This window comes from Myxococcales bacterium, from assembly GCA_022184915.1.
Classification (GTDB): Bacteria; Myxococcota_A; Polyangia; order Fen-1088; family Fen-1088; genus JAGTJU01.
In genome coordinates, this window is the sequence record JAGTJU010000001.1 from 1,479,139 (window position 1) to 1,493,975 (window position 14,837).

The window sequence follows — 14,837 nt, forward strand, 5'->3', positions numbered from 1 at the left end:
TGGGCCCAGGGCGCGCTAATGTACGCGCTGCAACAACCGATTGAGGGTCGACGCGCGCATGACGAAAACGGGAGCAACGTGGTGGTTGGGAGCGGCCCTCGTGGGGCTCGCCGGCTGCGGGATCGCCATCCAACGTGACTTGAGCGACACCACGCCGCAGGCGGTGGTCTACGACGATCTCTGCGGCCTTCAGGAGTACCACGACACGCTCGTGCTGAAGAAAGCCGAGCCGCCCGAGGTGGTCACCGCGAACGAGATGGAGCGCACCGACGGCAAACGCCAAAGCGGCGGCCGGACCACGTTCGCCTTCGAGGCGCCCTTTCAGCTACAGACGCTGCGCCGGCTGCTCCGGGAAAACTGGAAGCGGGTGCCAAACGAGCTCATGAAGGCCGAACGCGTGGAGCTGGAGGTGCGGTGGTCGGAACGCGCCGGGGTGCGGCGCGTGGTCACCACGGAGGACGCGGCCATCGGCACCACCGGCCGCGAGATGATCCCGCTGCCCTACCACATCTGTCTGTCGGAGTTGCTCTTCGGCGCGCCGCTTTACCAAACCCGCCGCAAGCTCTTGGGCCTCTCACCGCTTGGCCCTCCGGAAACGCTGAGCCCGGCCGAGATCGCACCCCCGGAGCCGGAGCCGGCGCCAATTGAAGAGAACCCGCTACCCAGTCCGGACGGCGGCGCGCCTGATGCCTAGCGCGCACGCGGCGGCTCAGGCCTGCCCGCGGCGCCCGGTGGAAAATGCGCCGGGGCTGGTGCCCACCGCGCGTTGGTAGGCTTCCTGCCACACGGTGTGGCTGGGTGTATCGAACACCAGGGCCGGATCGAGGGGTGCCGGAAGCCAGGCGCCCTCCCGAATCTCGGTTTCCAACTGGCCAGGGCCCCAGCCGGAATAGCCGATCACCATCCGAAACTCGTGGGGGCCCTCTCCCCGCATCACGGACAGCAGTGAGTCCGTGTCGCCGGAGACCGTCAGGGAGGGGCCGAGCGGCAATTCGTTGGCCATGGCCTCGTGACTTTCCCGGTAGAGCAGCCAGCCCGTCACGGGATCCACTGGCCCGCCCACACGCGCCAAGCGGTCAAACGAAGGGCTGGGTGGCAGATCCTTGCCCCGGGTCCACAGGCCCGAGCTGACCAAAAGCTCGCGCACGGTCATCAGCGGCTGCCCGTTGATCACCCAGCCGAGTGCGCCCTTGGCATCGTGATGCCCGAGCAGGACCACCGTATGGTCGAAGTTCGGATCCCCAAGACGAGGCGAGGCCAACAACAACCCAGGCGCCAAAATCTGTTCGTTCATGGGCGACCCTTCAAGCATACCGCGCAAGGCCGCCCATGGCAGGGCCGTTCAGTGCAAGGAGGCGGGCGGCAGCCGAATGCTGTCGTAAAGCGATGTGACGGCCTCACGCGCCTGCCGCATCAAGTGCTCTGCGTCGGGCTGCGAGAGACCCTGGGTGGGAATGGGGGTTCCGATCTTGACGCGCACCACGCTCGGACGGACGCGAAAGCCGTCGCTCGGCAGCACCCGATCGGCGCCCTCGATGGCCACGGGCACCACGGGCACCTGCGCCGCGACGGCGGAGACGAACACACCTTTTTTGAAGGGCAGAATGCCCTGGCCCCGCGACCTCGTTCCTTCGGGGAACGCGATGATCGTGCGCCCCGCGCGGACCAGGCGGCCCACGCGCTCGAGGCTGGCCACGGCGGCACGACGGTTTTTGCGGTCGACGAAGATCATGCCGGTTGCCCAGGCGAAGAGCCCGATGAACGGCACATAGGCCAGCTCTTTTTTCAGCACGAAGCGCAGGTTGACGGGAATGGCCTGAAACACGAGTGCGATGTCCAACATCGACTGGTGGTTGCTGACGAAGATCTGAGGTTCGTCCCGCCGCACGTTGTCGTGGCCGCTCACCTCGAGGCGCGCGCCCGAGATCCTGACGAGGGGCGGCGCCCAGAGGTGCCGCGCCATGACGAGCGGCAGCCGCCGCGACACGAGCAGCGCCACGCAGGCCGCAGACACACAGAAGGCGGTCCACACCGCGACGAAGGCCGCCTGGACCAGGTTCAAGGCAACGTAGCCGAGCCGCAGGGGCAGGGGCTCGCCGCGGGGCGGGGCCGCGGTGGCGTGCGCGGGGTGGGGGGCAGGTTGCGTTTCTGAGGTCATGGGCATCGGGGAGAGCTGGGTCGACAAGGCACGGAGGCGCACGAAAGAAGGGGCACCGCTGGCGCTGGGGTGATCGCCGGGACGCCCCGCGGGGCCCGCGGGCGCGAACGGGAGCGAAGAAGAAAGGCCGCATAGTATACCGGGCGCGGGCGACCAAGTCCTTGGCCGCGTGGGACGCGCCAGGGACAGGGGGACCGCCCCCGCGGGGCCTGGGCGGAGGGGGCGAGCGATGGGGTGGCACATGCGGCGGCAACGCAATAGATTTCTCCGGGTGCCGAAGGTGATTGCCTTCGTGCCTTCGGCCTTCGTGCTTAGGAGAGCTGCCATGAAAGCGCGTGTTGCTCGTCGCCCCTTTCCCTCCCCGCCCGTCGTCAGGGCCGCGCCTCTCGAGGCCGCGCATTCCGGACGCCCGGCGTCACCTCTGGCGTCTTGGCTGCGGCTGAGCCTGGTCGTGGCGGCGGTGGGTTCGATGGGTGCCTGCGCCACTGCGCGCACTCAATACGCCCCCGCCGGCCAGGCCGCGCCGAGCGCCTCGGCCTACGCGATTCCTCAGAATGCACCTCAGGGGACCGCGTACATCATGTCCCTCGGCGGGGAGAAACTGCCCGTGGGCAACGGCGGGCCTTCGAACTATCTGCACCTGCGCATCGCGGTGGCCAACGAAAAAGGTGAGGGGCCCTGGGTGCTCGATGCGCGCGACCAGATGGTGACGTTGGGCGAGGGACAGTCACAGGGCTCGATGGGACCCGCTTTTGCCGAGGGCTCGGGGGGCAGCCCCATCGTCAGCATCCCGCCCGGGCAAAAGGGCAACCTGGATCTCTACTATCCCCTGCCCGAAGAGGGTGATCCCCCCAAGCTCACCTTTGCGTGGCAGGTCAAGGGCTCGCGGGGGGTCATCGCGCAGCAAACGGTGTTCGAACGGCAAAGCGGGCGCGAGCCTTACGCGTACCAATACGCCTACAGCCCGGCCTACTCCTCGCGGGTGCATCTGCACGTGGGACCCGGCTGGTGGTGGGGGCCCTACTGGGGCGCGGGGTGGGGCGCGGGGTGGGCCGGGGGTTGGGGATATGACCCCTGGTTCGGAGGGTGGGGATACCCCTACTGGGGCTGGGGCGGCTGGGGCGGCTGGGGTGGCGGCTGGGGCGGCTATTACGGGGGCGGCCGCGATACGTTCCGTGCGCCTGCCAGCAGCAGTGGCTGGCGTGGGGGCAGCGGGTTTCGGAGCTCTCCGGGTGGCTCGTTCGGAGGCGGAAGCTTCGGCGGGGGCGGCAGCTTTCGCGGGGGCGGGGGTGGGGGCGGCAGCCGCGGCGGCGGCAGCGGCTGGCGGCGCTGAGGCCCGGGGTCGCACGGGAGGCCGGGGCCCTGCGCGGGCTTGACAGCTCGCATGGGGCGCGGTGATCTCACCGCCCCATGCCGTTGCCCAAGACCGTCTCGTTCGCGCGCCACCCACAAAACCCGATCGTCACGCCCGGCGGGCAGCCGTGGCGCTTGGCCACCGTGTTCAACCCCGGAGTCATCTACGAAGGGGGCCGTTTCTACATGTACGAGCGGGCCGCCGGCAGCCTGCGCCCGTTCATTTGCACCGTGGGCATGTTGGAGAGCGACGATGGTGTGAACTTCACACTCTCACGTCCGGACCCGGTGTTCACACCCACGATGGCGGGCAGCGAGTACGGCAGCGTGCAGGACCCCCGCGTGGTGAAGATCGACGACACGTTCTACATGACGTTTGCGTTCCGGCCCTTCGCGTGGAGCTCGCACCCCACGGGCGTGGGCGTGCCGGAGTCGCATCAAACGGATTTTCCCGGTTTTTCGGGCAACCCGCGGGACAACCAGACGCGCTCGGGCCTGGCGACCTCGAAAAACCTCTACGACTGGACCTTCCACAGTTGGATCACCGCGCCGGATCTCGACGACCGCGACGTGATTCTTTTCCCCGAGCGCATCGGGGGGAAGTACTTCGTCTTGCGTCGTCCCTTGCCCTTCGTCGATGCAAACCACAAGGGGCCGATGAAGGGGTACATCCAGCTGTCCGAGTCGACGGATCTCGAGACCTGGTCGCCGCCCGAGATCATCGTCGAGCCCGAGTTCGACTGGGAGAACAACCGCATTGGCGGCTCTACCCCGCCGCTCAAGACCGATGAGGGCTGGCTCATTCTTTACCACGGCGTGGAGACCCGCGATCCGACGCGCAAGACGGTGGTGTACCGCCTGGGGGCGCTGATGCTGGATCTCGAGAACCCGCGCAAGGTGATCGCGCGCTATCCCTTCCCCGTGATGGAGCCCGAGGCCTATTACGAAAAGTTCGGGCTCTACATTCCCAACGTGGTCTTTCCCACGGCCAACGTGGTGAAGGATGGCCTGGTTTATCTTTACTACGGCGTGTGTGACACCTCGATCGCGCTTGCCACGTGCCCGCTTTCGGATCTGGTGGATCTGGTGATGGGCCGCCGCGACTGAGGCCCGTGGGCGGCACGACTCAACCGCGACACACGTGCCGCGGTTGCAGGGCTTCGGAAGCAAAAGTGCCGCACATTTCGTGAGTTTGGAGGCTTTCGTCGCGGCATGCGCCTTGCTGTAACGGCCAGGTGACATGCCAAGACACGCGTTGAGAACGTTGAAGGGCTGGCCCCTCTGGGGCCTCTTGCTGACCGTGGGCGCCTGTGCGGGCGATGCCGATCAAAGCGGCACCTCCGGGGAGTTCGATGATGGCCCCGGTTCCGGTTTCCCGAGCGGACCGCCCACGGACCCGGGCGGCGGCGCGGACGCGGGCACGAGCGGCAGCGGCGGATCTGCCGGGGCCTTGCCGCCCGAAACCGAGGTGCAGGTGGACTTCGAGGTGCCCCGCGCTGGGGCGCAGTACGTGTTCGTGGCCAACCCTCGTCGCGACACGGTGGCGGTGATCGACTCGAGCAATCTGGCGATCCGCACCGTCGAGGTGGGGGACAAGCCGGCCGCCCTGGTGACCGTGAATCAAAAAGACGTGGCCCTGGCGCTCAACGCGGGCTCCGCCGATCTGAGCGTGCTGCGCGCCACCCCCACTGCGGTGAGCGTGAGCACGCTGCCCGTAGGCGCGGGAGTCAACCGCATCTCCGTGTCGCCGTCCGGCTCCCACGCCCTGGCCTGGTACGACAGCCGTATCGACGGGGGCCTTGGGGGCGCGGGAAGCTTTCAAGACGTGTCGCTGATTCGCCTCTCGCCCCAGGGCGACGTGGCGATTCCTCTCACCGTGGGCTTTCGGCCGAGCGCCGTGAGCTTCTCGACGGATGACACATCGGCCTTCGTGGTGACGGACGATGGGGTCTCGATCGTTCGTTTCGCTCAGATCACGGCGCCCGCCGTGGTGCCTTTGGTGCCTTTACAGGCGGCGGCACAGATGGGCGCTGCCGATGTGTCGATCACGCCGGATGGCAAGTTTGCGCTTGGGCGCAAAGAGGGCAGCGCGGAGGTGTCGCTGGTGGATCTGCAGACGGGGATCGCCACCAAGCTCACCCTCGGCGCCGCCGTGACGGACCTCGATCTGGCCCCGGATGGCACCTTCGCCGTGGCCGTTCTGCGCGAAGCCAAGCAGATGCTGACCTTGCCGTTGCCGCTCGGGTTCTCCGACGCCAACGCCCGGGTGGTGCAGACCTTCCCCGACGACGTGGTGGGTTCGGCCACGTTGACCCCCGATGGCAAGATGGCCTTTCTCTACACCACGGTGGGAGACGCCGAGCGGGCGCTGTTGGTGGCGGTAGACGGCACGGCGGCGCCGCGGGCGGTGGTTCTGCGCAAGGGCGTGCGTGGTGTGGCCATCGCACCTTCGGGCGGCGCCGCTGTGGTGCTGCACACGAAGCAGGCCGGAGATCCCGAAGCGCCCGGGCTCGACGTCGAGAGCAAGATTGATCGCGCCTTCGGTTACTCCGTGGTCGCGCTGGCCAGTGGGTTTGCGAAGCTGCAGCTCACGGCGGCCGAGCCGGGGCCGCTGGCGATCGTGCCCGATTCGAGCCGCGCCTTCGTGCTCCTGCGCGACGACGCGCGCGATCTGAGGGTGGCCCAGCAGATCGATCTGCAGAGTTTTTTGGTGAAGGATTTCGTCCTTGGTAGCCCCCCGCTGGCGATCGCCACCTTGGTGGGCAGCAACCGCGTGTTCGTCAGTCAGATGCATCCCGCGGGGCGCCTCAGTTTCATCGATTGGGTCTCGGGTGAGGTCCAGTCGGTCACCGGGTTCGAGTTGAATGGAGGCATTCGCCAATGACGTTCGTCACTGAGAGAGGCAAAGGCCCCTGGCTGTCGGCGCTGGTGCTCGCAGGAGCGCTGGCCACGGCGTGCGGGGATTACAGGGAGATTCATCCGCAGAGCGTGCAACCACCCGGGCGGGTGGCGTTGACCCGGGGGTGGGCGTATGTCGAGCCTGACACCGGGACCGTTTTTTTCGTGTCCGTAGAGGCGGGCGCGCCCAAGGCCCGGGTGGGGGAAGTGGGCCGCTTTGCCGTGAAGACGGAGCGCCGCCACGGGCCCCTCGATCACCTGCTCGTGCTCACGCAGGGGGTGGTGGGTGCACGGGGTGTGGAAGAAGAAGCTCCTGCCCTGTGGGTCATGCCGGCCGCTGCCGAGGCTCCGCCGGTGAAGGTCCCCCTCGATGCCCGCTACGACCAATTTGCGCAGAGCCCTGACGGCCGCTTCGTCGTGATGTTCTTCGGAGCCATGAATCCCGGCGGCTCGGCCGTGGCGTTCAATCCCAATCAACTGGCCGTGGTGGATCTGGCCGAGGCCACGCCGGTGGCCTCACCGCGGTTGGTCCCCAGCTTGGGAGGCGTGCCCACGGGCATCGATTTTTCGCCCGCGCTGGTCCTGCCGGACGGGGCGCGCTCGTTGGTGCTGGTGCGCTCGCGCAACTACGTGACGCTCATGGATTTGGGGCAGCCGCTGCGCACGCCGATCACGATCCCGCTCACCCTTTCGGATGATCCGCGGGTGCTTCTTCCGGCCCAGGTCCTCTTCGATCCCATGGGGCCTTTCGTGTTCGTGCGCGTCGTGGGCGGCAGCGACATCTTCTCGATACGCCTCATGCCCCTGGCGCCCACCGAGCGGCAGCCGGGAGGGCATGACTTTCGCCCCGTGCTGAGTCAGTTGGCCGCAGGTCGTGCGCCGCGAGACATGGCGCTTTTCGATGCGGGTCAGGGGCTACGGCTGATGGTGGCCGGTGCCGACCCGGACGTGACCGTGGTGGACCCCGTGTCGAGCCGCAGCCTCAAGGTGCCGCTCGAACACGACGTGGGCTCGATCGTGACCTGGGCAGGGGCTTCCCCTGGCAACGTCATGCCCACGGCTCAGGCCTTGTTGGTTTCGAGCAGCATGCCCAAGGCCACGTTCGTGGACCTCGTGAGCCTCGAGACGCTCAAGACCCGCAATCTGGAGGTGGTGAACTTGGCCGCGCCCGCGTCGGACGTGGTGCCGAACACGCCGCTTTTGCGAGTGGTGCTTCGGCACGCAGGCAGCGGGCTCACCGTGCTCGACCTGGCCGCGCGGCAGGTGCTGCCGATCGGCAGCGGGTCAGGAATCTTCGCGGTGCGGTCCGGGCCTGCGCTGCCGAATCTGCTGTGGCTGCTTTCAACCAGCGATCGCCTGGGCTTTTTGAACCTCAGCGCCGGGCAGCTGGCCGTGGGTGAGGTGCGGCTGGATGCGCCCGTGGACGACGTGATGGTGACGCTCGACACCGATGGCACACCCCGGGTGTTGGTGTCTCATCCTCACCCGCTCGGGCACGTGACGGCGCTCGATGCCGCCGCGCCGAGCCGCGCAACGGCCCGTTCACTCGAGGGCTTTTGGGCCCAGGACCTGCTCTCCCGTACGGAAAGGAACGTTCGATGAAACGCCTGGTATTCACGTTGGCAGCCACCGCCCTGTGCGGTGTGACGAGCGGCGTTGCGCATGCACAGGTGCCGAGCGGACAACCGCCCGAGACCACACTGCAGGCGTCATCAGGAGGTGCGTTGCCGCGCTTCAGTGTCGAAGGCTTCGTGCATACGGGCTACCTACGGGGCGATGGCTATGCGCTCGTGTCGCAGAACCCTTCGCTGCAAGGCGGGGGGCTTGGTGCCCAGGTGCGGGTGGTCTCGGCCGGGCGCGTGGGGCTGTCGCTAGGGGGCGTGCTTGCGAGCGCCAAGAGTGAGAGCGCGTGGGAGCGCGACACCACCAGCTTCGAGGAGACGAACGTGGCGCTGGGGGCCGTGGTGGACGTGCTCTTGGTTCGCCACCTGCGCCCCTACGTGCAGCTGCAGGGCGGCATGTCCTTCGCCGATGTCAGCCTGGGTTATGGTGCCTCGGCCCTGCGCGACGACGTGAGCCTGCCTTTCGGCACGGCTTCGGGGGGCGTGCGGGCGGTCACCACCTCCAAGGTGTGGTGGCCGGGCGGGCCCACGCTGGCCTTCTCCGCCTTCGTCGAGGGTGGCTACACGGTGGCGGGTTCCTATGACTTCCGCGTGGCGCCGTCCGTGGGTCCCGACGAACTGCCCACCGGGGCGGTGCCGCTGGGCAGCCTCGCGCGGTCACGGGCGCACAGCCGGCTGGGCCTCGCGCTGCACTTCTAACGCGGGGATGCATCGCACGCGCTGCCAGCGGCCCCGGCGTCTGCCGTTGTGTACACTGGGGCGCGTGCGCCGCATCTTCGTTTTCGTTGGGGGGCTGGTGGCCATCGCCCTCGGTGGCTGCCAGCGCCACGCGCCACCCGTGCTCGAAGGGACGGAGTCCCTGAAGGTGCGGGTGCTGGCGTCTTACCCGCACGACCCCAATGCCTTCACCCAGGGGCTTCTCATGCACCGGGGCAAGGTGTTCGAGAGTACGGGCTTGCATGGCCGCTCGGGGGTGCGTCGGGTGGAGCTTACGCGCGGCGAGGTGGAGCAGCGTGCAGAGCTGCCCACGGATCTCTTTGGAGAAGGCCTGGCCCTGGTCGACCGAGATCTCATCCAGCTCACGTGGCGCAACGAGAAGGCCATCTATTGGGACCTCGTGAGCCTGCGGCCCTACAAGGAGATCGCCTACGAAGGAGAGGGCTGGGGCCTGTGTTTCGACGGCGAGCGTTTGGTGATGAGTGATGGCTCCGATCGCCTGACGTTTCGCGATCCCCGCTCGTTCGCGGCGCTCGGCCAGGTGCGGGTCCGTAAAGACGGCGCGCCCGTGACGTTTTTGAACGAGCTCGAATGCGTGGAAGGTCACGTGTATGCCAACGTTTGGCAACAGGAGGTGATCGCGCGCATCGATCCCAAGACCGGCAACGTGACCGCCTGGATCGACGCTTCGGGCCTGCTGACGCCCCTCGAGCGGGCCGGTACGGACGTGCTCAACGGCATCGCGCACGTTCCCGACTCGGACAAGTTTCTCCTGACGGGCAAAAACTGGCCCAAGCTCTTCGAGGTGCAATTCGTGCCCGCGGAGGAGCGGCCCCAGGACGAAGCGCCTTGAACCGCAAGCGGGTTTCGATGCTAGCTTCGCGCTCCATGTTCTGGCTTCGCAGGCTGTGCGCGTATTCCTCGTTGGCTCTCGTGGCGCTGGTCGTTGCGGCGGGCGGCCGGCCCTCCGTGGCCCACGCCCAGCCGCCGGCGCCGCGGGCCTGGGTGCTCACCTTGGGCCCGGGAGATCACCCCTTCTTCAAGTTCGGGCACAATGCGATCTGGATCGAGCCCCCCGGGGGCGGTGGTCAGGTCTACAACTTCGGCACCTTCGCCTTCGACAGCCCGGCGTTGATCCCGAAGTTCATCATGGGGCGCTTCTACTACTGGCTTTCGGTGGCCTCTTTGGAAGAAACCCTGTGGGTGTACCGCGAGGCGAATCGAACGATCGAAGCTCAGGAGCTCGACCTCACGCCCGCCGAGGCCCACGAGCTGGCCCGGCGTCTCGACGAAAACGCGCGACCTGCGAACCGCGAGTATCTCTACGACTACTTCGTCGACAACTGCTCCACGCGCGTGCGGGATGCCATCGATGGCGCGCTCGGCGGGGCGTTGGCGCGGGCGCTCGACGTGCCGGGCACGCAGAGCTACCGCGCCCACGCGCTTCGGCTCACCGCGGACGTTCCTTGGGAGTACACCGCGCTCGACTTTGCGCTGTCGGGCCGCACGGACTTTGCGCCGACGCGGTGGCAGGAAAGCTTCGTGCCTCAGGTGTTCCAGCAGGCTTTGCGGGAGGTCAAGCTGGCCCGCCCCGAAGGTGAGGTGCCGCTCGTGAAGCGCGAGGTGGTGCTGCACCCCGCGCCCGGCCGCCTGCCTCCGCTCGAGCGCCCCCCGGCGCGCACGCGCTGGTTCCTTCTGTCCGGGCTCTTCGTGGCGGCCTTCGTTTACGGCGCCGCGCGCCTCGCGCACCGACACCGGGCCGCGCGTGTGGCGCTGGGGGGCACCTTGGCGCTGCTCGGGGGCGTGGTGGGCTTTGCGGGCGCGTTTTTGCTTTTCGTGTGGCTCGCGACGAACCACACGAGCAGCCAGGCCAACGAGAACCTGCTGCTCGCACCGCCTTGGCTGCTGGCGCTGGCTGTGTGGGGGCTCGGTGTGGCGCGGGGGCGTCCGCGCGCCCTGCACCGAACGTACGGGCTCGTGCGGTTGACGTTGCTTGTGTCGTTGGCAGGTGTGGTCCTCAAGCTTCTGCCGGGCTTTCGTCAAGAGACCCTGCATTTTCAGGTGTTTTTCTTGCCTGTGTGGCTTGCCGCCACCGTGGGCCTCAAGGAGTTTCGCGCCGCACGCAACACGTCCTCCTCCTCGTGAGGACCTGTCGCACACCTGGCGTCGGGGTCCGACCGAACGCAAGGGACCGTGCGGGAGGAGGGCACGGGTGGTGTTAAGCTACCAGGGCCATGTCACGTGTGACTGTCTCCTTGCGCGCTCGGCTGCTCTGGTCTCTTTCCTTCGCTGGGCTTGCGGGCCTCGGCGCTTGCACTGCGGTTTCGGGCTGCAGCAAACGGGACGCGGCCGGCCCCTCTGACGATCCGGCCGGCGGTCAGAGCGGCGAGGCCGATGAAGGCGACGACGCCGAACCGGCGGTGGGCGGCCGCGGGGGGGCGGCGGGAGGGGGCGGGTCTGCAGCCGGCGGCAGCGGCGCCGAGGGGCCTGCGCCAGGGCCGAGCAACAGCGGCACCAGCGCCAAGTCCCACTACTTTCCGCCGGGAGCGCCCTGGAACCAGGACGTATCAAAGGCGCCCAAGGATCCCGAAAGTGAGGCGATCATCTCCTGGCTCGACGGACAGGGCTTTGGCCTTGGCCGCATGCAGATCGATTTTTCACTGGAGATCCTGCGGGCCGACGACAAAAGCGTGATGCGCACCTTCGAGCCCACCGACGATTTTTTCGAGCCCGATTGCGACGAGGTGCCCCTGCCGCTGCCCAGCGAGGGCAGCCTGGAAGGTGAGTCCGGCTACGCCTGCGAGGGCGACGGTGATTGCCACCTCATCGTCGTGGACGAGGCCAACAAGGCGCTTTACGAAATGTGGCGTGCCGACGTGCGGGGCAACACCTTCGTTGGGGGCTGTTTGGCGCGCTGGGAGCTCAATCGGGTGTATCCGCCGGAAGGGCGTGGGGATCAGTGCTCGAGCGCCGACGCGGCGGGCTTTCCCATCGCGCCTTTGCTCTTCACGGCGGACGAAGTTGCCGCGGGTGAGATCCCGCACGCGCTTCGATTCATCTTGCCAAACGCGCGCATCCGCAAGGGTGAGTACGTACGCCCGGCCACGCACGGTACCCGCGCCACCACGGGCCCGAAGACGGCGCCCCCCTACGGCGTGCGCCTGCGCCTGCGCGCCGATTACCCGCTCGACACGCTCCCGAACGAGGGCGCCCGCGTGGTGGCGCGGGCCCTCCAGAAGTACGGCATGCTGCTTGCCGACGGTGGCAACATCACGCTGACGGCACGCAGCGATCGGCGCACCAAAGCCAAGTGGGCCGACCACCTGGCACCTCGCGATCTGCAGGCCCTCAAGCCCCGCGACTTCGAGGTGGTGAAGATGGGCGATCCCATCCCGCTCACGCTGCAATGTCAGCGTTCAAAATGAACGCGGTCAGGCGCTAGAGCGGCCCATCGAGCGTGACGAGCAGGCCCGCGAGCCCCGCGAGCTCGCTCACCTCGATGACGGCGCCGTAAACATCCCCCGTGAGGCCCCCGAGCCGGCGGGTGAGGAGGGCGGCCCAGGCGAGCGCCACGCCGAAGGCCCCCGCCAGACAAGGCCACAGCAGGAAGCGCGTGGGCGCGAACGCCCCTGCAGCCAGGAGCAACGCCACCCCCACGCCTCCGGGCCGCAGGTTACGCTTGAGGTCGCGCCCGAGCCCTTCGTTGCGGGCAGACGGAAAGAAGGCCACGACGGGCACGACCGCTGCACGGGCTGCGGTGGGCACGAGCCACAGGGCCGTGGCCGCGTCCGCGGCCAAGAGCTCGCTGGTCAACACCACCTTGCCGAGCAGCAACAAAACCAGGGCCACCGTGCCGTGGCTGCCGATGCGGCTGTCGCGCATGATGGTGAGCGTTCGTTCGCGGTCCCCGTGGCCCCCGGAAAGTCCATCGAAGGTATCGGCCAAGCCATCGAGGTGTAGCCCTCCGGTGACCCAGGCCCACAGAAGCACGGTGACGAAGGCCGCCACCACCGGTGACACCCAGAGCAACGACAGCCCCGCGAGGCCCGTCAAACAGCCCCCGATGGCCGCCCCTGCCACGGGAAAGAACATGAGGGACCGCCCAAGCGACCGCCCGTCGCTCTTCACCTGAGGAACGGGAAAACGGGTCAAAAACCCGAAGGCGGTGACGAAGGCACGGATCACGATGAGGTCGGCGGGACCTTAGCAGAGCCGCCCGGGGCGCCGAGCGGTGCCGTGTCGGGTTCGGTGATGTCCTGCGCGGGGCCGCTCACCCCGGCACTCTCGAAGGTCGCCATGTCGTGCAGGATCGCCAGGGCGGCATCGATGAAGGGAAACGCCAGCGCCGCGCCGGTGCCTTCGCCGAGCCGCAGCTCGAGGTCGAAGAGGGGTTCGAGCCGTAACGCCTCGAGCAACGCGCGGTGGCCGCGTTCGACGGACAGATGGGACGCCAGAAGGTAACCCTCTGCCCAAGGGCAGAGGCGCACCGCCACCAGCGCGGCCGCCGTGGTGATGAAGCCATCCAGCACCACCGGCACCCCCGCCGCGGCCGCCCCGAGGCAGACGCCCACCAGCCCGGCGATCTCGAACCCCCCGAGGGCGGCGAGTGTGTGCAAGGGATCCACGAGCGCTTCGCGGTTGGTCTGCAGGGCGCTCTCGATCACGTTCACCTTGCGCGCCCACATCGCATCGTCGATCCCTGTGCCGCGGCCCGTGACCTGCGCGGGGGGCAGGCCCAACAAAGCCGCCGTGAGCGCGGCGGCGCTCGTGGTGTTGCCGATGCCCATCTCACCCAGTCCGACGAGGTCGATGCCCTCGTGACAAAGCGTCTCGACGAGCGCGGCGCCGACCTGGATGGCCTGGAGAGCCTCGGTGACCTGCATCGCCGGGCCGTGGCTCGCGCTGCGGGTGCCCGCGGCTATGCGTCGATCGAGGACGGCGGGGCTTTTCACGGGGACTCGCGCGCCCATGTCCACGACCACCACGCGCGCGTTCGCCTGCCGGGCCAGCACGTTGATGGCCGCGCCTCCCTGCGCGAAGTTCGCCAACATCTGCGCCGTGACCTCGGGAGGGTAGGCGCTCACCCCTTCATCGGCGACGCCGTGGTCGGCCCCCATCACCACGATGGCTTTCGTGCGACGGGGGGGACAGGGCGTGCGCGTGATCGTGCCCAGGCGGCAGGCCAGGCGTTCGAGGCGGCCCAGGCTTCCGGGCGGCTTCGTTTTGCCGTCGAGCAAGGCCTGGGTGCGCGTGGCCACGTGCGGGTCCACCGCGCGAACGGCCAACGTGAGCTCCACGAGCCAGTGAGGCGCGTTCGCCGAAGACGACAAGGCGGTGACGGGCGGGTCTTTGGTCATGGGGTCTCCGAAAAAGGCGTGGCAGAGGGGCCTTGCAACGTGACGGGACCGGGACGCAAGCGGAGCATGGCGCCGAGGGCGCCGAAGTACACCTCGTCGGCCAGCGCGACGAGACGCTGATGCGTGCGGCCGGCCAGGTCGCGGAAGCGGCGGCCGAGCGGCGTGGGGGGCACGATGCCCAACCCCACCTCGTTCGTGACCATGACGACGCTCGCGGGGCTCCTGTACACGGCTTCGGCGAGCGTTGCGACGGCGTCGCCGATCTCCGCGTCCGACGCTTGAGCGCCGAGCAGATTCGAGAGCCACAAGGTGAGGCAGTCGATCACCACCACGTCGTGACCCGCGCACGCTTCGAGCGCTTCGCGGACATGCGTCGGGGCTTCATGCGTCTCGAAGGTGACGTCGCGCTCGGCCTGGTGGAGGCGTATGCGTTCCCGCATCTCGTCGTCAAAGGCCTGGCCGGTCGCGATGAACGCGCGCCGTTCGCCCAGCTGCTGGGCGCGCGCCAGCGCGAAGGCGCTCTTGCCGCAGCGAACCCCGCCGCCCACCAGGACGATCCGTTTATCCGGCATGTACGGGTCCCGTGCGGGGGAGTGGCCAAAGGGCGGCACGGGCGAGCCCGTTGCAAAGACGCGACACCCTCATCGTCTACCACGTGCGGGTGGGCGGACCGCAAGGGGGCGCTGTCATGGATCGCTGGGGACCTCGCCCCCGGCCGGCCCTGCCTTTACC

The 14,837-nt window shown here is 68.3% G+C and carries 14 protein-coding genes; 9 read left to right on the forward strand and 5 right to left on the reverse strand.

Annotated elements, in window-relative coordinates:
• Positions 1–58: 58 nt before the first annotated feature.
• Positions 59–694: a hypothetical protein gene (locus tag KA712_06130; GenBank protein ID MCG5052518.1), complete on the forward strand. Its 636-nt coding sequence runs from the start codon at positions 59–61 to the stop codon at positions 692–694.
• A 15-nt stretch (positions 695–709) separates the two neighbouring features.
• Here KA712_06130 and KA712_06135 read toward each other — a convergent pair whose 3' ends face one another.
• Both KA712_06135 and KA712_06140 read right to left on the reverse strand, forming a co-directional pair.
• Positions 710–1,294 (reverse strand): YqgE/AlgH family protein, encoded by a 585-nt coding sequence (locus KA712_06135; protein ID MCG5052519.1) that lies wholly within the window; start codon positions 1,292–1,294, stop codon positions 710–712.
• 48 nt (positions 1,295–1,342) lie between these two features.
• Positions 1,343–2,158: a 1-acyl-sn-glycerol-3-phosphate acyltransferase gene (locus tag KA712_06140; GenBank protein MCG5052520.1), complete on the reverse strand. Its 816-nt coding sequence runs from the start codon at positions 2,156–2,158 to the stop codon at positions 1,343–1,345.
• A 325-nt stretch (positions 2,159–2,483) separates the two neighbouring features.
• Here KA712_06140 and KA712_06145 point away from each other — a divergent pair, with 325 nt between their 5' ends.
• The 8 genes from KA712_06145 to KA712_06180 all read left to right on the forward strand — a co-directional run bounded on the left by KA712_06145 (position 2,484) and on the right by KA712_06180 (position 12,173).
• Positions 2,484–3,491 carry a hypothetical protein gene (locus tag KA712_06145; GenBank protein MCG5052521.1) on the forward strand — a complete coding sequence of 336 codons (1,008 nt, stop codon included), beginning with the start codon at positions 2,484–2,486 and terminating at the stop codon, positions 3,489–3,491.
• A 77-nt stretch (positions 3,492–3,568) separates the two neighbouring features.
• Positions 3,569–4,618 carry a hypothetical protein gene (locus KA712_06150; protein MCG5052522.1) on the forward strand — a complete coding sequence of 350 codons (1,050 nt, stop codon included), beginning with the start codon at positions 3,569–3,571 and terminating at the stop codon, positions 4,616–4,618.
• Positions 4,619–4,766: 148 nt separating this feature from the next.
• The gene (locus KA712_06155; GenBank protein MCG5052523.1) at positions 4,767–6,395 is read left to right on the forward strand and encodes a hypothetical protein; all 1,629 of its coding nucleotides are present in this window, start codon (positions 4,767–4,769) and stop codon (positions 6,393–6,395) included.
• Positions 6,392–8,011, forward strand: coding sequence for a hypothetical protein (locus KA712_06160; GenBank protein ID MCG5052524.1), 1,620 nt, complete (start codon positions 6,392–6,394; stop codon positions 8,009–8,011). The genes KA712_06155 and KA712_06160 overlap by 4 nt, the downstream gene beginning before the upstream one ends.
• The gene (locus tag KA712_06165) at positions 8,008–8,730 is read left to right on the forward strand and encodes a hypothetical protein (protein MCG5052525.1); all 723 of its coding nucleotides are present in this window, start codon (positions 8,008–8,010) and stop codon (positions 8,728–8,730) included. Before KA712_06160 ends, KA712_06165 begins: the two co-directional genes overlap by 4 nt.
• Positions 8,731–8,737: 7 nt before the next feature.
• Positions 8,738–9,601, forward strand: coding sequence for a glutaminyl-peptide cyclotransferase (locus KA712_06170; GenBank protein ID MCG5052526.1), 864 nt, complete (start codon positions 8,738–8,740; stop codon positions 9,599–9,601).
• Positions 9,602–9,636: 35 nt separating this feature from the next.
• On the forward strand, positions 9,637–10,893 hold the full coding sequence (locus tag KA712_06175) for a DUF4105 domain-containing protein (GenBank protein ID MCG5052527.1): 1,257 nt from the start codon (positions 9,637–9,639) through the stop codon (positions 10,891–10,893).
• A gap of 89 nt (positions 10,894–10,982) precedes the next feature.
• A complete protein-coding gene (locus KA712_06180; GenBank protein ID MCG5052528.1) occupies positions 10,983–12,173 on the forward strand; it encodes a hypothetical protein in 1,191 nt (396 codons plus the stop codon).
• Positions 12,174–12,186: 13 nt separating this feature from the next.
• Here KA712_06180 and cobS read toward each other — a convergent pair whose 3' ends face one another.
• Genes cobS through cobU form a run of 3 tightly spaced genes read right to left on the reverse strand, consistent with a single transcriptional unit; the run spans position 12,187 to position 14,677 of the window.
• Entirely contained in the window at positions 12,187–12,933 is a 747-nt protein-coding gene (gene cobS / locus KA712_06185; protein MCG5052529.1) for an adenosylcobinamide-GDP ribazoletransferase, read from the reverse strand.
• Positions 12,930–14,105, reverse strand: coding sequence for a nicotinate-nucleotide--dimethylbenzimidazole phosphoribosyltransferase (cobT, locus tag KA712_06190; GenBank protein MCG5052530.1), 1,176 nt, complete (start codon positions 14,103–14,105; stop codon positions 12,930–12,932). The genes cobS and cobT overlap by 4 nt, the downstream gene beginning before the upstream one ends.
• A complete protein-coding gene (gene cobU / locus KA712_06195; protein MCG5052531.1) occupies positions 14,102–14,677 on the reverse strand; it encodes a bifunctional adenosylcobinamide kinase/adenosylcobinamide-phosphate guanylyltransferase in 576 nt (191 codons plus the stop codon). Before cobU ends, cobT begins: the two co-directional genes overlap by 4 nt.
• Positions 14,678–14,837: the final 160 nt, after the last annotated feature.